The sequence below is a fragment of the Herbaspirillum sp. SJZ099 genome (assembly GCF_007828355.1).
GTDB lineage: Bacteria > Pseudomonadota > Gammaproteobacteria > Burkholderiales > Burkholderiaceae_D > Herbaspirillum.
Window position 1 is genome coordinate 132,364 of sequence record NZ_VIUO01000002.1, and the last position, 24,100, is coordinate 156,463.

Sequence of the window (24,100 nt, forward strand, 5' to 3'; positions counted from 1 at the left end):
CATGGCACGTTTCTTTATCGACCGGCCCATCTTCGCGTGGGTCATCGCCATCATCATCATGCTGGGCGGCCTGATGTCGATCCGCTCGCTGTCGCTGGAGCAGTATCCCGACATCGCCCCGCCCAAGGTCAACATCAAGGCGACCTACACCGGCGCCTCGGCCAAGACCCTGGAAGACTCGGTCACCCAGGTGATCGAGCAGCAGATGAAGGGCCTGGACAACCTGCAATACATGTCGGCCAGCTCCAGCTCGGCCGGCAGCGCCACCGTGTCGCTGACCTTCACCGCCGGCACCAATCCGGACGTGGCGCAGATGCAGGTGCAGAACAAGCTGCAGCAGGTCACCGCGCGCTTGCCGCAGGCGGTGCAGAACAACGGCGTGACGGTGACCAAGGCCTCTACCGATATCCTGATGGTGATGTCGCTGACCTCGGACGACCCGCGCATCACCGCCATCGACATCGGCGACTTCATCAGCAGCACGCTGACCGACCAGATCAGCCGCGTCGAAGGCGTGGGAGACGTCACCGCCTTCGGCACCAACTACGCCATGCGCGTCTGGCTCGACCCGGCCAAGCTGCAGAAGTACGCGCTGATGCCTTCCGACATCACCAGCGCGCTGGAGGCGCAGAACACCGAAGTCTCGGCCGGCGAAATCGGCGCGCTGCCGGCGGTGCCCGGCCAGCAGATCAACGCCACCATCACCGCGCGCAGCAAGCTGACCACGGCCGACGAGTTCAGGCAGATCATCGTCAAGTCTTCCAGCGACGGTTCGGTGGTCAAGCTGTCGGACGTGGCGCGCGTGGAACTGGGCGGCGAAAGCTACCAGGTCGCCTCGCAGCAGAACGGCAAGCCTTCCTCGGCGCTGGCGATCCAGCTGGCCACCGGCGCCAACGCGCTGGCCACGGCCGACGCGGTCAAGAAGAAGATGGCCGAACTCGAGCCCTACTTCCCGGCCTCGATGAAGCTGAAGACCAACATCGCCTATGACACCACGCCGTTCGTGCGGGTGTCGCTGGAAGAGGTGGTCAAGACCCTGATCGAAGCCATCGTGCTGGTGGTGCTGATCATGTATCTGTTCCTGCAGAACATCCGCGCCACCTTCATTCCGGCCATCACGGTGCCGGTGGTGCTGCTGGGCACGTTCGGCATCCTCGCCATGTTCGGCTACTCGATCAATACGCTCACCATGTTCGGCCTGGTGCTGGCCATCGGCTTGCTGGTGGATGACGCCATCGTGGTGGTGGAAAACGTCGAGCGCCTGATGAACGAGCAGAAGCTCAGTCCCAAGGAAGCCACGCGCAAGTCCATGCAGGAGATCACCGGCGCGCTGGTCGGCATCGCCATGGTGCTGTCGGCGGTGTTCATCCCGATGGCCTTCTTCGGCGGCTCGACCGGGGTGATCTATCGCCAGTTCTCGATCACCATCGTCTCGGCCATGGCGCTGTCGGTGATGGTGGCGTTGACGCTGACCCCGGCGCTGTGCGCCACGCTGTTGAAGCCGCATGCCGGCGGCCATGTGCAGCAGGGCCGTTTCTTCAGCTGGTTCAACCGCACCTTCGAACGCAACGCCGGCCGCTACCGCGGCGGCGTGGGCGGCCTGCTCAGGCGCGGCAAGCGCGGTCTCCTGATGTATGGGCTGATCGTGGCGGCGATGGCGGTTATGTTCATGCGCCTGCCCACCTCCTTCCTGCCCGAGGAAGACCAGGGCGTGCTGATGGCGCAGATCCAGTTGCCCACCGGCGCCACCGCCGAGCAGACCGGCACGGTGGTCAAGACGGTGCAGGAATACTTCATGAACAAGCCGGAAGTGGTGGACTCGGTGCTGGCCATCGTCGGCGCCGGCGTCGGCGGCAACAGCCAGAACGGCGCGCGCGCCTTCATCCGCCTGAAGGACTGGAGCGCGCGTACCGGCGCCGGCCAGTCGGCCGCCGAACTGGTGCGCCGCGCCAACGCCGACCTGTCCAAGATCCGCGGCGCCCGCGTGTTCCTGATGAATCCGCCGGCAGTGCGCGGCCTGGGCCAGAGCTCCGGCTTCGACCTTGAGCTCAAGGATGTGGGCGGCGTCGGCCACGATGCGCTGGTGCAGGCGCGCGACCAGTTCCTGCGGCTGGCGCGCCAGAATCCGCGCCTGGCCAACGTGCGCACCACCGGCCTGGACGACACGCCGCAACTGCGCGTGACCATCGACGACCGCAAGGCCGACGCGCTGTCGATCTCGACCGCCAACATCAACGACACCATGGCCACCGCCATGGGCGGCACCTATGTCAACGACTTCCTGTCCAATGGCCGCGTCAAGAAGGTCTATGTGCAGGGCGACTCCGCCTTCCGCATGCAGACCGAAGACCTGAACCGCTGGTACGTGCGTAATTCGGCCGACCAGATGGTGCCGTTCTCGGCCTTCATGAGCAGCAAGTGGTCGTTCGGCCCGTCGCTGCTGGAACGTTATAACGGCGTGTCCTCGTTCGAGATCGTGGGCGAACCGGCGGCCGGCGTGAGTTCGGGCGACGCCATGACGGAAGTCCAGAACCTGGTGGCCCAACTGCCCGCCGGCGTCGGTTTCGAATGGACCGGCGCCTCCTACCAGGAACGCCTGTCCGGCAACCAGGCGCCGATGCTGTATGCGATCTCGATCCTGTTCGTGTTCCTGTGCCTGGCCGCGCTGTATGAGAGCTGGTCGGTGCCGTTCGCGGTGATCCTGGCGGTGCCGCTGGGCATCGTCGGCACGGTGCTGCTGACCGGTTTGTTCGGCATGAGCAACGACGTCTACTTCCAGGTCGGCTTGCTGACCACGGTGGGGCTGTCGGCCAAGAACGCGATCCTGATCGTGGAGTTCGCCAAGCAATTGCACGAGTCCGGCAAGTCCTTGTGGGATGCCACGCTGGAAGCGGTGCAATTGCGGCTGCGCCCGATCCTGATGACCTCGCTGGCCTTCATGATGGGCGTGCTGCCGCTGGCCATCGCCTCCGGCGCCGGCTCGGCCAGCCGCCGCGCGATCGGCACCGGGGTCTTGGGCGGCATGATTTCGGCCACCATCCTCGGCCTGTTCTTCGTGCCGCTGTTCTACTTCGTGATCGGTTCCTGGCTGGACCGCAAGGGCAAGTCCGGGGCCAAGACCGATGAGGACCGCGGCGACGACCAATCCATGCAAAAGGAGGGCGTGTGATGCAAACGCTCGCTGACAACAACAAGACTTTCCTGCAGCGTTCGGCAATGGCGCTGGCCCTGGCCGCCGCGCTGGCCGGCTGCGCCAACCTGGCGCCGGACTATGCGCAACCGGCCGCGCCGGTGCCGGCCAACTGGTCGCAAAAGGTGGACGGCAAGCAGATCGTTGCCGCAGCCGGCGACCAGGCGGCAACGCGACAGGCCGATGCAGACAGCATCGGCTGGCGCCAGTTCTTCCTCGATCCGCGCCTGCAGCAGGTCATCGCCATGTCGCTGGAGAACAACCGCGACCTGCGCGTGGCCGCGCTCAATATCGAAAAGGCGCGCGCCCAGTACCGCATTACCGACGCCGACCGCTATCCGGCCGTTTCCGCCACCGGCAGCAGCACCGCCAGCCGCACGCCGGCGCAGCTCTCCTCCAGCGGCCGCGCCACCGTGTCGCACCAGCAGAGCGTCACGGTCGGCATCAGCGCGTATGAGCTGGACTTCTTCGGCCGCCTCAAGAACCTCTCGGATGCGGCGCTGGAAACCTACCAGTACCAGGTCGAGACCCGCCGCAGCACGCACATCAGCCTGGTCGCCGAAGTGGCCACGGCCTGGCTGACGCTGGCGGCCGACCGCGAGTTGCTCAAACTGGCGCAGGACACGCTGCAAAGCCAGTCGCGCACGTATGAACTGAGCCAGCGCAGCCATGACATCGGCACCGTCTCCGGCGTCGACCTGGCCAGCCAGGAAGCGACCGTGGAGTCGGCCCGCGCCGATGTGGCCCAGTACACCGCCCAGGTGGCGCAAGACATCAACGCGCTGCGCCTGATGGCAGGCGCCGACCTGGACGAGGCCCTGCTGCCGCAAGGCTTGCCGCAGACTGCCAGCGTGCTGCTGGAGACGCCGGCCGGCTTGCCGTCGGAGGTGTTGCTGCGCCGTCCCGACGTGCTGGCCGCCGAACACACGCTGAAGTCGGCCAATGCCGACATCGGCGCCGCGCGCGCCGCCTTCTTCCCCAGCATCACGCTGACGGCCGACGGCGGCACCGCCAGCCGAACGCTGGGCGGGCTGTTCAAGCCGGGCAGCGCATCATGGAGCTTTGTGCCGTCGATCAACCTGCCCATCTTCAATGCCGGCAGCCTGCGCGCAAGCCTCGACTCGGCCAAGATCACGCGCAATATCGATGTGGCCAATTACGAGAAAGCGGTCCAGACTGCGTTCCGCGAAGTGGCCGATGCGCTGGCGGTGCGCGCCACGCTGGACCAGCGCATGCAGGCGCAAACCAGGGTGGCGGCGGCCAACGAGAAATCCTATCGCCTGTCGGAAGCGCGTTACCGCAACGGCATCGACAGTTACCTGACGACGCTGGTGTCGCAACGCTCGTTGTACAGCGCACAGCAGACGCTGATCTCGCTGCGGCTGACCGAGCAGAGCAACCGCATCACGCTCTATAAGGTGCTGGGCGGGGGATGGAATGAACAGAGCCAGCCGCCGCAGGCGGTTGCGGACGGCAAGAGCGCGTCCTGACGGCTGCGCCATGAAAACGCCCCGCAGGATGGATTGCCTCCGGCCTGCGGGGCGTTTTGCCGCCGCCTCGCCGTCTTGGCGCCGCCGCATTTTTCGGCGATGATCGGGATTTCCCCTCCGGATGATGTTGCCGATGTCCCGTAACGTAGAAATCAAAGCCCGCATGCCGGGCATCCAAGCCATCCTGCACAAGGTGAAGGGCATTGCCGACCAGGGCCCCATTGAGATTGCGCAGGACGACACCTTTTTCCGCTGCGACGCCGGGCGATTGAAGCTCCGCCAGTTTTCCGCCGATAAGGGAGAATTGATTTTTTATCGCCGCGCCAATCAGGCCGGCCCCAAGGAATCCTTTTTCGTCCGCACTGCCACCGCCGAGCCGGCCGTCCTGCGCGAGGCCCTGTCACTGGCTTACGGCGAATCTGGCCGGGTCATCAAGCAGCGCACCCTGTTCCATGCGGGGCGAACCCGTATCCATCTGGACCGGGTGCAGGGGCTGGGGGAATTCGTCGAACTTGAAGTGGTGTTATCGGACGGCGATGCCATCGAGGACGGCATCCGCGAAGCGGAAGACATCATGCAAAAGCTCGGCATTGAACCTGCGCAACTGATTGAATCGGCTTATGTGGATCTGCTCGGCATGGCGCCCGCGGGCGCCTGACGGAGGGATCCACTGGCCGTCGCCGCCAGGCATCGGCCGGCGTCAGGCGCCGTCGGGAATCTCCGGATCCGTCAGTTGCGCCAGCAACTGCAGCGATTCCTGCCATCCGGCATAACAGAACTCCAGCGGGATCGCCGGCGGGATGCCTTCCTGCACGACGATGAGCTCGCTGCCGGTCAGCACCGGCCGGATCGTTACCGTCACCTTCATTTCGCCGGGCAGGTTGGGATCGTCGAACTTGTCGGTGTAGACGATGCGTTCACCGGGCACCAGCTCGACATAGGTGCCGCCGAAGGAGTGCGAACTGCCGGTGCTGAAATTGGTGAACGACATCTTGTGCGAGCCGCCCACGCGCGCATCCATGTGATGCACCTTGGCGGTAAAGCCATGCGGCGGCAGCCATTTCACCATCGCATCGGGATCAAGGAAGGCGCGATAGACGCGCTCGGGCTTGGCGCGCAGGACGCGGTGCAGGCGGACGGTGTTGGGAGTGCTCATGGGGTGTTTCCTCCTTAAAGAAAATGGCAAGCGATCCGTGTGTGCGCTTACTGTAGGGCTGACGCCGCGGGACGGATCGTGGCCCTCGGTTCGTCGCCAGACCATATAGTATGCCTGTGCGTGGCCGGCGCAAACGCGCCGCTACGCCGCAAGCACATCCATGCCGCATGCGCCGCCGACTTCACATATCATTCCCCTTATCATTTCCCTTTTCCCGCGCGAACCTTTTGCTGCCCATGCCTGCTTCCGACGAATTCCCTTTCCCCCGCCACGCCGTCATCATCGGCGCCGGCGCCATCGGCCTGATGAGCGCCATCCATGCGCTCGACCAGGGGCTGCAGGTGACCTTGCTGGACTTCAACGAGGCCGGCAGCGAAGAGGCATCGAGCTACGGCAATGCCGGCTGGCTGTCGTCGCACTCGGTGATTCCGCCGGTGGAGCCGGGGATGTGGAAAAAGGTGCCGGGCTACCTGGCCGATCCGCTGGGGCCGCTGTCGATCCGCTGGCGTTATCTGCCGCGGCTGATGCCGTGGCTGCTGCGCAATCTGGCCAGCGCGCGGCGCGAGCGCATCCGCGCCACGGCCCGCGCCTTGCGTTCGCTGGCGGTCGATGCGCGGCTGCTGCACCAGGAAGTGGCGCAACGCGCCGGCGTCGGCCATCTGATCGATACCTCGGGCGTGCTGCATGTCTACCGCTCGCGCCGGCACTTTGAGGCCGATGCCTTCGGTTGGAGCGTGCGCCATGAGCTTGGCATCCGGTGGACCGAACTGGAAGGCGAGGCGCTGCGCCGGCGCGAGCCGGATCTCGATCCGGCGTTCGGGTTTGCCGTGCATGTGGATGAGGCCGGCCATTGCAGGAACCCCGGCGCCTACATGCAGGCGCTGGAGGCCTATGCGCGCGCACGGGGCGCGCGCCGGGTACGGGGGCGCGCCACCGGTTTCCGCATCGAAGAGGGACGCCTGAAGGCGGTGCTGACCGGGGATGGCGAACTTGCCTGCGACGCCGCCGTGATTTCAGCCGGCGCGCGTTCCGGGCAGCTGGCCGCCGCGGCCGGCGACCGCGTGCAGCTGGAGAGCGAACGCGGCTACCACGCCAGCATCGCCGGTCATGCGCAGCAAGCCACTGCGCGCACGCCGATGATGGTGTCCGAATTCAAGGTCATCGCCACCCAGATGGACGGCGGCTTGCGCATTGCCGGCCAGGTCGAGTTCGCCTCGTTCGAGGCCGCGCCCGATTGGCGGCGCGGCGAGATCATGCGCGACATCGCGTTGAAACTGTTCCCGGGATTGCCGCGCGAGCTGCCGGCAGCGGATGTGAAATTCTGGCTGGGCCGCCGCCCCAGCACGCCCGACGGCATGCCCTGCATCGGCTATGCCAGCGCCAGCCGCGATATCGTCCATGCCTACGGCCATGGCCATATCGGCCTGGGATGTTCGGCGCGCACCGGGCGCATCGTGGCGCAATTGCTGGCGGGACAGGAACCGGAGATCGACCTGGCGCCGTTCAGTCCACAGCGGTTCTGAGAGATGGTTCCGATACTTCAGAATGAAATGTCTTGCGCGGCCTTGACGGTCGTGCGCACGCCATACGCGCCGAGGTTGGACGTGTGGGCGGATCCGTACAGATAGTCACGGATTCGCATCTGTCCCGGCCCTGATCTTCATTGCGCCAGATGGTCGCGCAAATGCCTGCCGCGATATTCCTTGCGGAACAATCCCCGCCGCTGCAATTCCGGCACCACCTTGGCCGCGAAGTCATCGAAGCCGTAAGGCAGGTGCGAGGGCGAGATGACGAAGCCGTCGGCGCCGCCCTGCTTGACGATATGCTCCAGCCAGTCGGCGATATCGGCCGCGGTGCCGGCCACTTGCGGCGTCAGCACCCCTTGCGCGTAGAGGCGGCCGGCATCGGCCAGCGTGAGCTGGCGCTCGGCCGAGATTTCCCTGAGCAGTTTGAACAGGCCCTGGATGCCGCCCACCTGCACATCGCCGATGGGCGCCTCCAGCGCATAGGCGGAGAAGTCCACGTTCATGTGGCTGGACAAGGTCGACAGCCCGACCAGCGGGTCGGCCAGGGCGTTGGCCTCTTCACGCAACTGCTCTGCATGCGCGCGCGACTGGCCGACGAAGGGCATGACGGCGGACAGGATCCTGATGTCTTGCGGGCGGCGGCCGAACTTGCCGGCGCGGCCCTTGAGGTCGTCGTAGAAGCGTTGCATGCGCGCCAGGTCGGGCTGGATGTTGAACACCACTTCGGCCCAGCGCGCGGCGAAGTCCTGGCCGCGATCGGAGGAACCGGCCTGGATGATCACCGGGCTGCGTTGCGGCGAGGCCGGGATGTTGAGCGGGCCGCGCACATTGAAATGCGTACCGGCGTGGTCGATGGCCTCGACCTTGCCGGCGTCGGCATAGCGGCCGTCGGCGCCCAACTGCAAGGCGTCGGGTTGCCAGCTGTGCCACAGCTTGTGGGCGACGTCGAGGAATTCGTCGGCGCGGTCGTAGCGCACGTCATGCGGCAGCGTTTCCTTCAGGCCGAAGTTGTCGGCCTCGCCCTGGTTGACCGAGGTCACCACGTTCCAGGCGGCGCGTCCGCCGGAAAGGTGATCCAGCGTGGCGAATTCGCGCGCCAGGCTGTAGGGCTGCGAATAGGTGGTGGAGCGCGTGGCGCCCAGGCCGATGCGTTCGGTGACCGCCGCCAGCGCGCCGAGGATGGGCAACGGATCCAGCCGCGTGGCGTCCTGGTCGCCGGTGGCGATACCGTGGCGGTGGCTTTCGCCGTAGCGCGTCGACACCGCCAGCCGGTCGGCGAAGAACAGCAGGTCGAAATTGGCGCGCTCCAGCGTCTGCGCGATGTGGCGGTAATAGTCCAGCTGCAGGAAGCCGCCGGGGTTGCTTTGTGGATGCCGCCACAGCGCCTGGCTGTGGGCGGCATTGCCGGCGATCAGGAAGGCGGCCAGGTGCATTAGAGACACTCTTTAGACCAGCACTTCGGGGTAGACATTGTCCTGCACCCGCACCGCGCTTTTCAGCAGGCCGAGCTTGAGGAAGGCGTCGGCGATCTGCTGCTGTTCGGCGACGATGCCGGCATCGACCGCCACCGTGGTGTAGTTGCGGCGCTCGGTGGCCAGCTTCAGCACCTTGGGATCGACGCCCAGTTGCGGCGCCAGCAGGTCGGCGGTTTCCTGCGGATGCGCCTGGGTCCAGGCGTTGGCCTTCTTCAGTTCGGCGAACAGCGTGCGCACGATGTCCTTGTTCTGGTCGACGAACTTCGGCACGGCCAGGTGGAAGGTGCGGTTGTTGGACAGTCCGCTGCCGTCGCGCAGGATGCGCGGACGGGTCGTGATCTCCTGGCCGGCGAGGAAGGGATCCCACAGCGTGGCGGCGTCGACGTTGCCGGACTGGAAGGCCGCGCGCACGTCGGCGGCGTTGGTGACGTAGACCGGTTCGATATCGTTGTAGCTCAGGCCCACCTCTTCCAATGCCTTGAGCAGCAGGAACTGCACGTTCCAGCCGCGCCCGGTGGCGACCTTCTTGCCCTTGAGGTCCTTCACCGTGCGGATCGGCGAATCCTGGGCCACGAAGATGGCGATGCCCTTGGGATACGGTTGCTCGGCGCCGAGGTAGACCGCGTTCACGCCCGAAGCGTTGGCGAACACCGATGGCGTATCGGCGGCATGGCCGAAATCGATGGCGCTGGCATTGAGCGCTTCGGTCAGTTGCGGGCCGGCCGCGAACTCGAACCATTTCACCGACCAGCCGCGCGGCTGCAGCGCCTGCTCCAGCTGGCCGGTGCCCTTGAGGATATTGAGCGTGTTGAACTTCTGGTAACCGATGCGCAAGACCTTGTCCTGCGCCGCCCGCACCAGCGGCGCGCCGCCGGCCAGCGCACTGGCCGCCAGGCCTTGCAGCAGCAGGCGCCGCTTGAGATTGTGTTGTCCGCCGTTCATGCCCGATCCCCTTTTGTCATCCAAAAGGCAACAGGGTAGGCAACGGCGGGGCGCGCGGGAAGGAAGAATTCCGCAGTTGCAAATGCGAAATTATTTGTAGCCAGCCCGGCAATACCTTTCAGGCCCATTGCTTTTATGCCACTGCGGCAATTTGTCCCATTGCCGGAAGGCCTGGGTGTTTTTAAAATGACGCTTCTTCATCGCATCCCTTCTTTTTCCCATGACCGCATTGTTCGACCGCGTGGAAGCATTCGTGCGCAAGGCTTCAGGATGGCACATCGTGCTGGCCCTGCTGCTGGTGTGCGGCCTGTTGTGCTGGGCGGTCTGGGTATGGGCTACCGGCGAGGGCCGGACGCCTTTCGCCATGTTCGACTTCTGCATCACGCCGCCGGCAGCCGCCGGGAAGTAAACGTCGTCAGCCGTTAAAATGGGCGCTCGTTTTGCTGACGAGGCCGCATGCGCCCCCACTCCGCCACTTCCCCTTCTCCAGTCCGTTTCCAACCGCGCCTGACGCTGCAAACGCTCACGCGCGGCGACGGCGTGCTTGGCATGCGCGCGCACGGCCTGTTCGGCCCGCGCGGCGGCATGGTGACGGTGGCGCAGATCGACTGGGTGTACGGCGAAGGCGCCAGCCGCTGGAGCATGCCGGCCCCGGTGCGCTTCGAAGACGAAGGCGGCGCCGGCTACACGCCGGCGCATGTGGTGCGCGACGTGGCGGCCGAAACGGCCGCCCTCGAACTGATCCGCGAACTAGGTTTCCTGCCGCTGCGCGAAGACGCCTTGCAATGGCGCGCGCACAATCCCCTGCACGATGCCGGCCCGTTGTGGACGCTGGTGCAGGAAGCCGCATTCGGCGACTTCTGGGCCGACCAGGCGCCGCGCCTGCAGCAGCTCGGCTGGCAACTGGTGGTCAGGCCCGGCTTCGCGCATGAGAGCGTGCCGGTCACCGCCTGGCGTTTCATCGTCAGCAGCGAGACCGGCGAAGTGCTGGGCAAGGAAGTGGCCGCGCCCCTGCAGCCGCGTGCGTTTTCGAGCGAGGTGTTCGACGGCCTCGATCCGTCCGGGCGCTGGCTGCTGTCGATCGGCATCGAGGTCGACGGCGAGACCATGGACGTCGGCCCGATGGTGGCCGACCTGTTGCGGCGCGACCCGCGCTGGGCCGATGCGCAGCAGGTCGAGAAGATGGACGACCACGCGGTGATCTCGCTGCGCGCCCCGGGCGGGCGCCGCATCGACGCCATGGCCGGGCCGCTGAAAGCCGTGGTGCTGGCGCTGCTCGACTTGCTGGGCGACCTCAAGCGCAAAGACGGACCGCTGAAACTGACGCCGTGGGACGCGCACCGGCTGGATGCCATCCATGCCGCGCTGCTGGATCTGGACGGCGGCACGCCCTGGCACATGAGCGGCGAAGCCGGCGTGCTGCAACTGGCGCGGCGTTTGCGCGAGGCCGGCGCGGTTCCAAGACTTGGCAGCATTGACGCGCCGCAGGGATTGGGCATCGCGCTGCGCGGCTACCAGCTGCAAGGCGTGGCCTGGCTGCAATATTTGCGCGAGCAAGGGCTGGCCGGCATCCTGGCCGACGACATGGGGCTGGGCAAGACCGCGCAGGTGCTGGCGCACATGCTCATCGAACAGCAGGCAGGCCGGCTCGACCTGCCGGCGCTGGTGGTGGTGCCGACCTCGCTGCTGTTCAACTGGCAGCAAGAGGCGCAGCGCATCGCGCCGGCCTTGCGCGTACTGGCGCTGCATGGCGAAGGGCGCGCGCGGCATATCGAGGCCATCGGCAACGGCGCGGCCGACCTGGTGCTGACCACCTATCCCTTGTTATGGCGCGACTTGGGCGAACTGGCCCGATTGCGTTTCCACCTGCTGGTGCTGGATGAAGCGCAAACGGTGAAGAACGCCGCCTCGCGCAGCGCCACCGCCGCGCGCAAGCTGTACGCGCGCCACCGCATCTGCATGACCGGCACGCCGCTGGAAAACCATCTGGGCGAGTTGTGGACGCAATTCCATTTCCTGATGCCGGGCTTCCTCGGCGACGCGCGCAGCTTCTCGCGCCTGTGGCGCAAGCCCATCGAAGAGCAGGGCCAGACCGTGCGCGCGCGCCTGCTGGCGCAGCGCGTGCGCCCCTTCATCCTGCGCCGGCGCAAGGAGGATGTGCTGCAGGAACTGCCGCCGCGCACCGAAATCATCGAACGCCTGCAACTGCAAGGGCGCCAGCGCGAGCTGTATGAAAGCGTGCGCATCGCCGCCGACAAGCAGGTCAGGCGGGCATTGCAGCGGCGCGGCCTGACCGGTTCGCAGGTCACGGTGATGGATGCGCTGCTGAAGTTGCGCCAGGTCTGCTGCGATCCGTACCTGCTCAAGGACGGTCGCATGCCCAGGGGCATCGAGCGCGCCAAGATAGAACTGCTGCGCGACATGTTGCCGGCGCTGGTGGCGGAAGGGCGGCGCATCCTGGTGTTCTCGCAATTCACGGCGATGCTGGCGCTGATCGAAGCCGAGCTGCGCGAACTCGGCCTGCCCTGGCTCTCGCTGACCGGCGACACCGAACCTGCCGCGCGCGGCGCCGTGATCGCGCAATTCCAGGCGCGCCAGGCGCCGCTGTTCCTGATCAGCCTCAAGGCCGGCGGCGTCGGCCTGAACCTGACCGCGGCCGACACGGTGGTGCTGGTCGACCCCTGGTGGAACCCGGCGGTGGAAGAGCAGGCCATCGCCCGCGCGCACCGCCTGGGGCAGACGCAGCAAGTGTTCGTCTACAAGCTGGTGGTCGAAGGCAGCATCGAGGAACGGCTGCTGGAACTGCAGGCGCGCAAGTCGGCGCTGGCCGAAGGCGTGCTGGGACGCGACGATGCGCAGGCGGTCAAGTTCGGCGAGGAGGAGTTGCAGGCCTTGCTGGCGCCGCTGGGAATGGGCATACGGGAGAAAGTGGCGGAGATTCCCGCGCGCTCATTGACGGCCGATGTATGGGACGGCGTGTCCTGAACACAGGCGCTACAACTCCGCCACTTCCTCCAGTCCTTTCCGCTCCGCATCCACCGCAAACTTCAGCGCGCATAATCCCGCCGCGATCGCCAGCGCCGCACCCAGCGCGTATCCCCCCGCCACCGCATGCCGGTCGCCGCCGGCGATCAGCCAGCCGAACAGCGCCGGCGCGATGAAGCCGCCGGTGCCGGTGCCGATCGCGTAGAAAATGGAGATCGCCATCGCCCGCATCTGCAATGGGAACACTTCGCTGGCGGTGAGGTAGGCCGCACTGGCGGCCGCCGAGGCCACGAAGAACACCGCGCTCCAGCACAGCGCCAATGTCAGCGCATCGAGCAGCCCGGCATCGAAGGCCCAGGCGGTGGCGGCCAGGCCGATGCCCGACAGCAGGTAAGTGGCGGCGATCATGCGGCGCCGGCCCAGGCTGTCGAACAGGTGGCCCAGCAGGAGCGGCCCTAGCACGTTGCCCAGCGCGAACGGGAAGATGTAGAGCGCCACGCGGTTGTCCGGCACCTGGTAGAAGCGCGTGAGCACCAATGAATAGGTGAAGAAGATGGCGTTGTAGATGAAGGCCTGGGCCACCATCATCAGCGCCACCATCAGGCTGCGCGCGCGGTAATGGCGCAGCAGCACATGCGCGATCTCGCCCAGGTTGAGCATGCCGCTGCCGGCCCGGCGTCCATGCCGGGGAAGCTCGGGAACGGGCAGCGCGCCATGCTCGGCGGCGACCTCGGCTTCGATCCCTGCCACGATGCGTTCGGCCTGTTCGCGCCGGCCATGCATCAGCAGCCAGCGCGGGCTTTCCGGCACATGGCGGCGCACCAGGATGATGGCGGCGGCCAGCACCGCGCCCAGCAGGAAGCATGCGCGCCAGCCATTGACCGGCCCCAGCATGCGCGCGTCGAGGATGACCAGCGACAGGCCAGCGCCCAGCGCCGCGCCGATCCAGAAGCTGGCGTTGATGATGAGGTTCACGCGTCCGCGCACGCGCGCCGGAACCAGCTCGTCAATGGCCGAATTGATCGCCGCGTACTCGCCGCCGATACCCAGGCCGGTGGCGAAGCGGCATAGCGCCAGGAACAGGAAGCCGGACGAGAAGGCCGTCGCCAGCGTGGCCAGCATGTAGACCGCCAGCGTGATCATGAAGAGCCGCTTGCGGCCCAGCTTGTCGGTCAGGCGCCCGAACAGCAGCGCGCCCGCCACCGCGCCGCCGATGTAGAGCGAACCGGCCCAGCCGACCTGGATGGCGTCCAGCGCCAGCGTGTCGGGACGCTCCAGCACGCTGCCGAGGGAACCGACCAGCGTGACTTCAAGCCCATCCAGTATCCACGCCACGCCCAACGCGATCACCACGCGCCAATGCCAGCGCGACCATGGCAGGCGGTCGAGGCGGGAGGGGATGTCGCTGGCCGCAGTCATGCTTGCCTCCTGTTTTGCTGACCTTGTCCAGACCAGACCGGCGGCATTCGCGCGCGGTTCCCCAAGCCGCGCAAGGAGGGACGTTTCCGGGATGGAAATGTGCGACGGTATGGCCGAGCTCTTCAGGCAGTGTCAGGCGCTGTCGGCGCGGCGCGAACCAATAAAGACGACGATCAGCAGCGTCGCCAGCAACTCGACCAGCGCGATGCCGGCCAGGCCCTGGGTGTAGCGGCCGGTGGTGGTCTTCAGGTAGCCCAGCAGTTGCGGCGAGAAGTAGCCGGAGAGGTTGGCCACCGAATTGATCACCGCCAGCCCGATGGCGATGGCGCTGCCCGACAGGTATTGCCCCGGCAATTGCCAGAAGATCGGTATCGCGCCCATGGTGCCGGCCGATGACAGCGCCAGTGAAAGGATCAGGCCGGCCGCATTCTTCTCGCCGACGAAATAGGCCGCCAGCAGCAAACCGGCCGCGCCGATGGCGGCGGCCGCCGCCGTGTGCAGGCGCGCTTCCTGGCGGCGGTCGGACAGCCAGCCGTTGAGCACCATTCCGCCCCAGCCGCAGGCATAGATGCCGCCCATGATCCAGCCCAGCGTCTTGATGTCGGTGAAGCCGACCTCCTTGACCAGGCTGGGCCCGTAATACACCAGCGTCGCGTTGCCGGCGATGATGCAGAAGAACACGGCGATCAGCACCCAGATCTTGCCGTCCCTGAGCGAGGCGAAAAAGCTGTGCTCGCGCGGGCCCAGCTTGCGGTCTTCGTCGGCCAGCTCGGCGGCGATATGCTCCTTTTCGCGCGCGGACAGCCACTTGGCCTTGGACGGCAGGTCGGTCAGGATGAAGAAGGCGACGATGCCGATGATCACCGAAGGGATCCCTTCGACGATGAACAGCCATTGCCAGCCTTGCATGCCGAACGTGCCCTGGCTCATTTCCATGATGTAGGCCGCCAGCGGGCTGCCCACCACCAGCGAGATCGCCGAGGCCGAGACGAACAGGCCCAGCGCCTTGCCGCGCCGGTGCGTCGGCAGCCAGTAGGTGAGGTAGAGGATCACGCCCGGTTGCAGGCCGGCTTCGAAGGCGCCCATCAGGAAGCGCAACAGGTAGAACTGGCCGGGCGTCTGCACCCAGGCCATCGCCACGCATATCACGCCCCAGCCGATGGTGATGCGCATGATGGTTTTGCGCGCGCCGATCTTTTGCAGCAGCATGTTGCTCGGCACCTCGAACAGGAAGTAGCCGATGAAGAAGATGCCGGCGCCGGCGCCGTAGACCGCATCCGACCATTGCAGGTCGTTCATCATGGTCAACTTGGCAAAGCCGACGTTGACGCGGTCGATCCAGGCCAGGAACCAGATCAGCGTGACGCAGGGGACGATGCGCCAGACCACCCGGCGGAAGGTGGCATCGTGTTCATTCAGCGCCGCGGAGGCGGGCAGCGGCGACGCGGTTTCGACTACGGACATGGGCTCTCCCTGGAATGGACGATGGCGGCGGAACGCGCCCGGCCGCAGGCCGGGCTTGCGTCGCCTTGTCGGGAGCATTTTTCATGCCATCAACTGCATCCTCCGGCGGCGGCCATTGTGCCGATAGCCTTATTTCTATCCCGGCGATAGCTGCCGGCGATTATTCCGCTTTGCAGAACACTCCATTCTTGTTTTCCACGTTTTTCTCCGTGCGGAAAATCCCTACACTGAAGGCTCATCCCGCTCCTGTCGATGAGATGTCTTCTGGTCGAATCAGGTAAAACAAGAAAAGAGGAAACCAACATGTTGCACCAACTGTTCTCACGCGGCTTGTCCGTCTATCCGCGGATCTACATGCAGTTCGCCGCCCTGGTCGGCCTGCTGATCGCCGCCGAGTTCAGCATGGGAACGCTTGGCATGATGTTGACCCAGCGGGTGGTATACCGGGTCTCGCAACGCCTGCGGCGCCGTCGCGACGCTTCGCGCAGGATGCCCGATGAGCATATCGGCGGCAATTGCTGCGCCTGAGCCGCTTTCTTGAACAACTGGCAAGAACAGCCCGATGCGGATGATTTCGCATCGGGCTTTCGCTTTTTGGGACCCGGTGCGCGGGTAGCGGCGGCAGCGCCATGGATGTCCGGGAAATCGCCTTCCTGGACTTGCTTTTTCATGCCAATCCCGCATCCGGCGCGCCTTATGCCAAAATGGCATGGGACACCGGCGGCCTGCATTTGTATAGTGGCTGCCGGGCAATCGTCGGGCGGCGCGTCATCTGCGCCAGATGGAACGGAAACAATGGAAATCAAATGGGTTGAGGACTTCCTCTCGGTGGTGGAGACGCTGAATTTCAGCCGCTCGGCCAAGCTGCGCAATGTCACGCAGCCGGCTTTCGGCCGCCGCATCCGCTCGCTCGAAACCTGGCTGGGGGCCGAGCTGTTCGACCGTTCTTCCTACCCTTGCACGCTGACCCCGGCCGGCGAATCCTTCGTGCCCATCGCCAGGGAAATGCTGAACCAGTCGATGCAGGTGCGGCTGGTCTTGCGCGGCCAGCTGGCCGGCGCGCAAACGGCGGTTCGATTTGCCATGCCGCACACGCTGCTGCTGACGGTGTTTCCCAAGCTGCTGTCCGAGATCGAAAAGAAAGTCGGCGCCATCGCCACCACGGTCATGGCCGGCAACGTGCACGATGCCGTGATGGCCTTGGTCGAACGCAACTGCGACTTGCTGATCTGCTACGACCACCGCCAGCAGGGCATCGCCCTCGACACCGAGCGCTACGACGTGCTGTCGCTGGGCAAGGAGCCGCTGCGCCCCTATGTGAAGACGCTGCCCAACGGCAAGCCCAAATACGTGCTGCCGGGCACGCCCAACGATCCCTTGCCGTTCCTCAGTTATTCGCCATATTCGTCGCTCTCGCGCATCGTCGAGAAGGCGCTGCATACCAGCCCGCGCCGCGTGCACCTGTTCCGCCGGTTCGAGACCGACCTGGCCGAAGGCCTGAAGAACATGGCGGTGGAAGGCCACGGCATCGCCTGGCTGCCGGCCAGCGCGGTCGCGCGCGAAGTGGCCGAAGGCAAGCTGGCGCTGGCAATTGCCCCCAACGACAGCGAAGCCCTGGAGCAGGGGCTGTGGTGCGATGAAATGGATATCCGCGTCTATCGCCGCCTGGACGGCGCCAATCCGGAAATCGACCGCATCTGGAATTACCTGAAGGCCGAGCATGCGGGCGGATGATGCCCGCATGCCCGGCCTGTATTCGAACCGTTTCAACATTTTTACCCGATTGAAGGAGTCCCCATGAAATTGCTCAGCAACCAGCAGATCAGCGAGCTGCTCACCACCGAAGACGCCATTGGCGCCATGCGCGAAGCGTTCGCGGCAGCCGGTGAAGGCGCCCACCAGGGGCGCGTGCGCACCAGCGCTTCCAACGGCGTGATGCTGTCGATGATGGGCGCGGTGATTCCCGGCGCGGGCATCGCGGGCGCCAAGGTCTATACCACCATCAAGGGGCAGTTCAAGTTCGTGATCGTGCTGTTCTCCAGCGAGACCGGCGCGCCGCTGGCCACCATCGAGGCCGACACCATGACCGGCCTGCGCACCGCCGCCGCCACCGCGGTGGCTTGCGACGCGCTGGCGCGTCCCGATGCGCAGGTGCTGTCGGTGATCGGCACCGGCGTGCAGGCGCGTTCGCACGTGCCGGCCTTGCTGCAGGTGCGCAAGTTCAAGGAAGTGCTGGTGGCCGGTATCAGCGGCCAGCAGGAACTGGCCGAGGAGATCACCCGCACGCTGGGCGTGCCGGCGCGCGTGGTCGAGGTCGATGAAGCGGCCGCTGCCGCCGACGTGCTGGTGACTGTGACCCGTTCGGCCACGCCGCTGTTCGACGGCAAGCTGCTGCGCCCGGGCGTCTTCGTGGCGGCAGTCGGCGCTTCCAAGGCCAATGTGCGCGAGCTGGACGACACCGCCATCGCGCGCGCCGCCGCGCTGTTCGTCGAATGGAAGCCGCAGGCGCAACAGGAAGCCGGCGACCTGCTGCAATGCGCGCCCGGCACCTTCGACTGGAACAATGTGATGGAACTGGCGCAGGCGGTGGACGGCAGCATGCCTTACCAGCGCCGCGCCGATGACATCGTGATCTACAAGGCCATCGGCATCGGCCTGGAAGACGTGGCGCTGGCCGGCCTGGCTTACCGCAAGGCGTGCGCCAAGTACGGCTGGTAAGCGCCGCTGCTGTATGAAAAAACGCCGCATGGCCTTCGGGCCTGCGGCGTTTTTCTTCGGGCGGCGCGGATTGGCCTCAGGCCGATGTCTTGCCCGGCACGCGCGGCGGCGCCGGCTTGGCGCGCAGCGCGGTGGCCGTGGCCAGCAGCACGATGGCGATGCCGGCCACGGTGCCGACGGTGACCGGCTCGTCCAGCAGCAGCCAGGCCCACAGCGAGGCGAACACCGGGATCAGGAAGGTGACCGTGATCGCGCGGGTGGCGCCTTCGGTCGAGATCAACTGGAAGAACAGGGCGTAGGCCAGGCCGGTACAGACCACGCCCAGCACCAGCACCGCCAGCAGCGATGCCAGCGTGCCGGCCTGCAGCGCATGCGGCAGGCCGGGCAGGGCCAGGGGCAACAGGCATAGCGAGGCGGCGAACTGGCTGCCGGCGGCGATCGCGATGGGCGAGATGCCGCCGCCGCGCATGCGCGTGAAGGTGGCGGCGAAGCCATAACTGAGCGCCGCGCCCATGCCGGCGAGCACGGCCAGGATCACCATCGCGTCCACCCGCATCGGACCGATGCCCACCAGCACCCCAACCCCGAACAGGCCCAGCACGAAAGACGCCATACGTATCGCGGTCAGCCGTTCGCCCAGCAACAGGAAGCCGAACAGCGCGGTGAATACCGGCGCCAGCGAATTCATGGTGGCCATGTAGGAAGACGGGATGTACAGCGCCGACCAGGCGAACAGGCTGAACGGCAATGCCGTATTGGCGATGCCGATGACCAGGTACGGCAGCCAGTTGCGCCGCCATTGCAGCGGCACGCCGCGCGAGCGCGCGAAAGCCAGCAGCGCCAGCGTGGCCAGCGAGGTACGGCCGAACGTGGTGAGCATGGGGCCCAATACCGGCGCGGCGATGCGCATGAGCATGAAGCTGGTGCCCCAGATGGCGGCGAGCAGGAGCAGCCTGGCAATATTCGATGAAGACATGGAGGCGACCGGATGCGATGGAGCACCGAGTGTAATGCGCCTCGTCGCCTGCGGCATAGGTACAGTTGCACGGATTTCCACCGGGCCACCTTGCGCGTCCGTAACAGTGTCGCGTGCGGCTGTTGTTCAACTGTACATGTCGCCTGGTCCGGGCAACTGCTAATCTCCGTATGCTCAACGCAAAGGGAGACGGATGTGCTCAAGATCTACGGCAGGGACAATTCCATCAACGTGCGCAAGGTGCTGTGGGCCTGTGCCGAGCTGGACATCGTATGCCAGCGCGAGGATTGGGGCATCGGTTTTCGCTCGACCCGGGAACCGGCGTTCCTCGACATGAACCCGAACGCCATGGTGCCGGTGATCGACGACGACGGCTTCGTGCTGTGGGAATCGAATTCCATCCTGCGTTACCTGGCCGGGCAATACGGCGGCGGCGCGCTCTATCCGGCAGCGCCCCGCGAGCGGGCCCGCATCGACCAGTGGATCGACTGGCAGGCCAGCGACCTCAACCGTGCATGGAGCTACGCCTTCATGGCGCTGGTGCGCAAGTCGCCGGAGCATGGCGACACGCAGCAGCTGGCCGCCGCCATCGAAAACTGGGGCGGCTTCATGCGCGTGCTGGAGCGGCAATTGCAACGGACCGGCGCCTATGTCGCCGGCGCCGCCTTTTCGCTGGCAGACATCCCGGTCGGCCTGTCGGTCAACCGCTGGTTCGGCACGCCGCTGGCGCATCCGGACTTGCCGGCGGTGGCGGCCTACTATGAATTGCTGACGCAGCGGCCGGGCTTTCGCGCGTTTGGACGCAACGGCCTGGCCTGAGTGTGCGGCCCTGATGGGTTTGCATGCGGCGGGGAAGGTACACTTCGGTCTCGCGCATTTTTTATCGCGCCTTTTCTTCTTGCCAAACCGTCCATGAACCGAAAGAAAAAACTGCTGTTCCTCGCCGCCTTCCTGGGATGCCTGCTGCTGTCGAGCGTGCCGCTGATTACGCTGCTGTTTTATTGAAGCAACAGCGCAAGCGCGGCAACCCGGAGCGGATCAGTAACGTTCCAGCCAGTGCGCGTAGGGCGCCGGCAATGTCCACGAGGGACGCTCCACGCCCAGTTCCTTGGCGGCGGCATAAGGCCAGTGCGGGTTGGCCAGGTGCGCGCGGCCGACCATCACCACATCCAGCTGCTGCTCCTTGACCACGCGTTCGGCGATCTCGGGCGTGCCGAAGCCCCAGGCCGAGGATACCGGCACATCGGCTTCGCGGCGCACGCGTTCGGCGATCGGGCCGAGGAAGGCCGGTCCCCAGGGGATATTGGTTTCAGGAATAGTGAAGCCGATGGTGACGCTGATCATGTCCATGCCGGCGGCCTTGAATTCCCGCACCAGGCCGATCGATTCCAGCAGTGTCTGTTCGTTGCGGCCGTCATATTCGAGCACGCCGAAACGCACCGTCAGCGGCAGGTTTTCCGGCCACACCTGGCGTACCGCGCGCAGGGTTTCCAGCAGGAAGCGCGCGCGGTTTTCCACGCTGCCGCCATAGATGTCGTCGCGCTGGTTGGCGTGCGGGGAGAAGAAGCTCTGCGCCAGGTAACCGTGGGCGAAGTGCAGTTCCAGCCATTCGAAACCGACGTCGCGCGCGCGGATGGCGGCATCGACGAAGTCCTGGCGCACGCGGGCGATGTCGTCGATGGTCATGGCCTTGGGTACCTTGGGCAGGCCTTTGCCGTAGGCGATGGCCGAGGGAGCGATGGTCGGCCAGCCGCGGGGGTCGCCTTCGGCGATATGGTCGTCGCCTTCCCACGGGAGGTTGGCGCTGGCCTTGCGTCCGGCATGGCCGATCTGGATGCCCGGCACCGCGCCGGCCTTCTTGATCGCCTGTACCACCGGCACGAAGGCCTGGGCCAGGTCGTCCGACCAGATGCCGGTGCAAGCCGGCGTGATGCGACCTTCGGGCGAGACGGCGGTGGCTTCGACGATCACCAGCCCGGCGCCGCCGCGCGCGATGCTGGCGTAGTGGGACAGGTGCCAGTCGTTGGCGCGGCCGTCGACGGCCATGTATTGGCACATCGGCGGCACGGCGATGCGGTTGCGCAGGGTAACGTCTTTGAGCTTGAACGGTTGGAACAGAGCGGACATAGGGGCCTCTTGGGATGGGATCATATTCGGTAGTTCGAATATATTCGAACTATGGAAACAGTATAACCCAAGGTGTATCATGTTGCAGATGCGCCCCTACAAACACCCCGCCGCCAGCGAACTGCTCCTCGAACGCGTGCTGTACGCCTTGAGCGATTCCATCCGCCTGGACATCGTGCGTCACCTGGCGCGCGTGGAATGCGCGACCTGCGGCGAGCTCGACGGCGGCCGTCCGAAATCCACCGTCTCGCACCATTTCAAGGTCCTGCGCGAAGCGGGCCTGGTGCTGACCGAGAGCACCGGCACCACCCTGATGAATACGCTGCGCCGCGCCGATATCGAAGCCCGGTTCCCGGGTTTGCTGTCGGCGATCCTGTCGCAGGGCGCACCGACGGCGGGCAAGGCCGCCGCCAAAAAGAGCCAGGGCGAGGTGAAGGCCCGGTAACAGCCAGTACGGCCCAGGCCGGTTTCACCGCCAGGCCCTAGCTGGTTTTGGTCACCTTGTTCAGGTGCCTGGGCTTGTCCGCATCCATTCCCCGCGCCGCCGACAATTGCGCGGCCATCACATAGAACGCCTGGATGGCGACAATCGGATCGAGGTCGGGCGTGGCCGCCACCGGCAGCGTCAGGTCGCGCTGGGGGATGTCGTCAGGCGCCGCCAGCAGCACCCTGGCGCCGCGATGGCGCATCTCGTCGGCCAACTGCACCATGCCGGCCTGGGTCGGCCCGCGGGTGGCGAACATGAGCAGCGGATATCCCTCGTCGATCAACGCCATCGGCCCGTGCTTGATCTCGGCGCCGCTGAAGGCTTCGGCCTGGATGGCGCAGGTTTCCTTGCATTTCAGGGCCGCTTCCAGCGCCAGCGGAAAGCCGATGCCGCGGCCGACCACCATGATGCGGTCGCTGGCGGCCAGCGTCTCGACGGCGGCCGACCAGTCGCTGTCGGCGGCCCGGCGCAGCGCATCGGGCAGGCTGTCGATGCCGTGCAGAAACGCCGCATCGTCCTGCCAGTGGCCCGCCAGCAGCGCGCCGGCCACCAGGCTGGCAATGAAGCTCTTGGTAGCGGCCACGCTGGTTTCCACGCCGGCATGCAAGGGGATGCTCCACTCGGCCGCCGCCGCCAGCGGCGAGGCGGCATCGTTGACCAGCGCCAGCGTGGTGGCGCCGCCGGCGCGGAAATAGCGGATCGGTTCGACCACATCGGGGCTTTGGCCAGACTGCGAGATGGCGATGGCCAGCGCGTTCTGCGTCATCAGCGGCGCACGGTTCAAGGTCACCAGCGACATCGGCAGCGAGGCCACGATATGCCCCAGCCGCGCCATGATGAGATAGGCGCAATAGCCGGCGGCATGGTCGGAACTGCCGCGCGCCACGGTGACGATGCCCGAGGGCGGCGCCGCGCGCAGCCGCTGGCCGAGTTCGGCGTAGCGTTCGCGCTCGCGCGTGACTTGCACGGCCACATGGTCGGCGGCCGAGCGGGCCTCCTTGAGCATTTGGGAGGTATCAGGCATCGGCGAGGTCAATTTCTTCTCCTTCCACATAAACGGCCTTCAAGGCGAACTGGCGATCCAGCACCACGATGTCGGCATGGCAGCCGGCGCTGAGGCGGCCGCGGTCATCCAGCCCGAGGTAGTCGGCCGGATAGGTCGAGGTGCGCAGCGAGGCTTCCGACACGTCCAGCCCCAGCGAAACCAGGTTGCGCAGCGCCTGGTCCATGGTCAGGATGCTGCCGGCCAGGGTGCCGTCGGCCAGCCGCACCCCGCCGGCGCATTTGTGCACCACCTGGCGGCCCAGCGTGTAGTCGCCGTCGGGCATGCCGGCGGCGGCGGTGGAATCGGTCACGCAATACAGGCGCGGGATGGCGCGCAGCGCGGCGCGGATGGCGCCGGGATGCACGTGCAGCAGGTCGGGAATCAGCTCGGCATATTTGGCGTGCGCCAGCGCCGCGCCGGCCATGCCGGGCTCGCGGTGGTGGAAGCCGCTCATGGCGTTGAACAGGTGGGTGAAGCCGGAAGCGCCATGCGCCAGCGCGGCCACGCCGTCGTCGTAGCTGCCCAGCGTGTGGCCGATCTGCACCTTCAGGCCGCGGTTGGCCAGCTTGCAGACCAGCTTCAGGTGGCCGTCGACTTCGGGCGCGATGGTGATCAGCTTCAACGGCGCCAGGCTGTTGAGGTAATCGACCTGCTCCAGCGAGGCCTCGATGGCGAAGTCGGGTTGCGCGCCCAGCTTGCCGGGGTTGATGTAGGGGCCTTCCAGGTGCACGCCGAGGATGCGCGCGCGGCCGGCCGCGCGTTGCGCGCAGGCTGCGCCGACGGCCTTGAGCGCGCTTTCCAGCTCATCCAGCGGCGCCGTCATGGTGGTGGCCAAGAGGCTGGTGGTGCCGTGCCGGGCATGCAGGCGGGTGATGGCGGCTACCGCATCGCCGCCTTCCATCACATCGCGCCCGCCGCCGCCATGCACATGCAGGTCGATGAAGCCCGGCAGGATGTAGTCGCCTTCATCGATGAGGCGCGGTTCGTGTCGCAGCGGCCGGCCTTCGATCGAGCGGATGCGCCCGTCGAAGACGATCTCTCCGCTGACCCAGCCCTGGGGCGTCAGCACATTGCCATGGATATTCTTGATGGTGTTCATG

The 24,100-nt window shown here is 66.2% G+C and carries 20 protein-coding genes; 11 read left to right on the plus strand and 9 right to left on the minus strand.

Annotated elements, in window-relative coordinates; genetic code table 11:
• The first annotated feature begins 1 nt into the window (after position 1).
• The 3 genes from FB597_RS05640 (at position 2) to FB597_RS05650 (ending at position 5,338) form a co-directional block, all read left to right on the plus strand.
• Positions 2–3,169, plus strand: coding sequence for an efflux RND transporter permease subunit (locus tag FB597_RS05640; protein ID WP_144768574.1), 3,168 nt, complete (start codon positions 2–4; stop codon positions 3,167–3,169).
• Complete coding sequence (locus tag FB597_RS05645; protein ID WP_144768576.1) at positions 3,169–4,680, plus strand: efflux transporter outer membrane subunit; 1,512 nt, start codon at positions 3,169–3,171, stop codon at positions 4,678–4,680. Before FB597_RS05640 ends, FB597_RS05645 begins: the two co-directional genes overlap by 1 nt.
• Before the next feature lie 133 nt (positions 4,681–4,813).
• Positions 4,814–5,338 carry a class IV adenylate cyclase gene (locus tag FB597_RS05650; RefSeq protein WP_144768578.1) on the plus strand — a complete coding sequence of 175 codons (525 nt, stop codon included), beginning with the start codon at positions 4,814–4,816 and terminating at the stop codon, positions 5,336–5,338.
• 42 nt (positions 5,339–5,380) lie between these two features.
• On the opposite strand, the gene FB597_RS05655 is transcribed toward FB597_RS05650, so the two are convergent.
• A complete protein-coding gene (locus FB597_RS05655) occupies positions 5,381–5,836 on the minus strand; it encodes an SRPBCC family protein (protein ID WP_141914056.1) in 456 nt (151 codons plus the stop codon).
• Positions 5,837–6,072: 236 nt separating this feature from the next.
• Here FB597_RS05655 and FB597_RS05660 point away from each other — a divergent pair, with 236 nt between their 5' ends.
• Complete coding sequence (locus tag FB597_RS05660; protein ID WP_144768580.1) at positions 6,073–7,359, plus strand: FAD-binding oxidoreductase; 1,287 nt, start codon at positions 6,073–6,075, stop codon at positions 7,357–7,359.
• A gap of 137 nt (positions 7,360–7,496) precedes the next feature.
• Here FB597_RS05660 and FB597_RS05665 read toward each other — a convergent pair whose 3' ends face one another.
• Both FB597_RS05665 and FB597_RS05670 read right to left on the minus strand, forming a co-directional pair.
• Positions 7,497–8,795 carry an LLM class flavin-dependent oxidoreductase gene (locus FB597_RS05665; protein WP_144768582.1) on the minus strand — a complete coding sequence of 433 codons (1,299 nt, stop codon included), beginning with the start codon at positions 8,793–8,795 and terminating at the stop codon, positions 7,497–7,499.
• Positions 8,796–8,807: 12 nt separating this feature from the next.
• Positions 8,808–9,779, minus strand: a complete 972-nt coding sequence (locus FB597_RS05670; protein ID WP_141914053.1) for a sulfonate ABC transporter substrate-binding protein — start codon at positions 9,777–9,779, stop codon at positions 8,808–8,810.
• A gap of 220 nt (positions 9,780–9,999) precedes the next feature.
• Here FB597_RS05670 and FB597_RS05675 point away from each other — a divergent pair, with 220 nt between their 5' ends.
• Positions 10,000–10,188: a metallothio multi-domain protein gene (locus FB597_RS05675; RefSeq protein ID WP_141914052.1), complete on the plus strand. Its 189-nt coding sequence runs from the start codon at positions 10,000–10,002 to the stop codon at positions 10,186–10,188.
• A gap of 47 nt (positions 10,189–10,235) precedes the next feature.
• Positions 10,236–12,764 (plus strand): DEAD/DEAH box helicase, encoded by a 2,529-nt coding sequence (locus FB597_RS05680; protein WP_144768584.1) that lies wholly within the window; start codon positions 10,236–10,238, stop codon positions 12,762–12,764.
• Positions 12,765–12,773: 9 nt separating this feature from the next.
• Here the strand turns inward: FB597_RS05680 and FB597_RS05685 are convergent, their stop codons facing one another.
• Positions 12,774–14,183 (minus strand): MFS transporter, encoded by a 1,410-nt coding sequence (locus FB597_RS05685; protein ID WP_144768586.1) that lies wholly within the window; start codon positions 14,181–14,183, stop codon positions 12,774–12,776.
• A 132-nt stretch (positions 14,184–14,315) separates the two neighbouring features.
• Positions 14,316–15,647 (minus strand): MFS transporter, encoded by a 1,332-nt coding sequence (locus FB597_RS05690; protein ID WP_144768588.1) that lies wholly within the window; start codon positions 15,645–15,647, stop codon positions 14,316–14,318.
• Positions 15,648–15,950: 303 nt separating this feature from the next.
• Between FB597_RS05690 and FB597_RS05695 the strand changes: the two genes are divergently transcribed.
• The 3 genes from FB597_RS05695 to FB597_RS05705 all read left to right on the plus strand — a co-directional run bounded on the left by FB597_RS05695 (position 15,951) and on the right by FB597_RS05705 (position 18,365).
• The gene (locus tag FB597_RS05695) at positions 15,951–16,175 is read left to right on the plus strand and encodes a hypothetical protein (protein WP_144768590.1); all 225 of its coding nucleotides are present in this window, start codon (positions 15,951–15,953) and stop codon (positions 16,173–16,175) included.
• A 267-nt stretch (positions 16,176–16,442) separates the two neighbouring features.
• Positions 16,443–17,381 carry a LysR family transcriptional regulator gene (locus tag FB597_RS05700; RefSeq protein WP_144768592.1) on the plus strand — a complete coding sequence of 313 codons (939 nt, stop codon included), beginning with the start codon at positions 16,443–16,445 and terminating at the stop codon, positions 17,379–17,381.
• 63 nt (positions 17,382–17,444) lie between these two features.
• Positions 17,445–18,365, plus strand: a complete 921-nt coding sequence (locus tag FB597_RS05705) for an ornithine cyclodeaminase family protein (protein WP_141914047.1) — start codon at positions 17,445–17,447, stop codon at positions 18,363–18,365.
• A gap of 76 nt (positions 18,366–18,441) precedes the next feature.
• On the opposite strand, the gene FB597_RS05710 is transcribed toward FB597_RS05705, so the two are convergent.
• Positions 18,442–19,341 (minus strand): DMT family transporter, encoded by a 900-nt coding sequence (locus FB597_RS05710; protein ID WP_144768594.1) that lies wholly within the window; start codon positions 19,339–19,341, stop codon positions 18,442–18,444.
• A 195-nt stretch (positions 19,342–19,536) separates the two neighbouring features.
• On the opposite strand from FB597_RS05710, the gene FB597_RS05715 reads away from it, so the two are divergent.
• Entirely contained in the window at positions 19,537–20,160 is a 624-nt protein-coding gene (locus tag FB597_RS05715) for a glutathione S-transferase family protein (protein ID WP_141914046.1), read from the plus strand.
• 219 nt (positions 20,161–20,379) lie between these two features.
• On the opposite strand, the gene FB597_RS05720 is transcribed toward FB597_RS05715, so the two are convergent.
• Positions 20,380–21,468 carry an NADH:flavin oxidoreductase/NADH oxidase gene (locus tag FB597_RS05720; RefSeq protein WP_141914045.1) on the minus strand — a complete coding sequence of 363 codons (1,089 nt, stop codon included), beginning with the start codon at positions 21,466–21,468 and terminating at the stop codon, positions 20,380–20,382.
• Between the two features lie 88 nt (positions 21,469–21,556).
• Between FB597_RS05720 and FB597_RS05725 the strand changes: the two genes are divergently transcribed.
• The gene (locus FB597_RS05725) at positions 21,557–21,913 is read left to right on the plus strand and encodes a helix-turn-helix transcriptional regulator (protein ID WP_141914233.1); all 357 of its coding nucleotides are present in this window, start codon (positions 21,557–21,559) and stop codon (positions 21,911–21,913) included.
• 37 nt (positions 21,914–21,950) lie between these two features.
• Here the strand turns inward: FB597_RS05725 and FB597_RS05730 are convergent, their stop codons facing one another.
• A complete protein-coding gene (locus FB597_RS05730) occupies positions 21,951–22,961 on the minus strand; it encodes an SIS domain-containing protein (RefSeq protein ID WP_141914232.1) in 1,011 nt (336 codons plus the stop codon).
• Between the two features lie 10 nt (positions 22,962–22,971).
• Positions 22,972–24,099: an N-acetylglucosamine-6-phosphate deacetylase gene (nagA, locus tag FB597_RS05735; RefSeq protein WP_141914044.1), complete on the minus strand. Its 1,128-nt coding sequence runs from the start codon at positions 24,097–24,099 to the stop codon at positions 22,972–22,974.
• Position 24,100 lies beyond the last annotated feature (1 nt).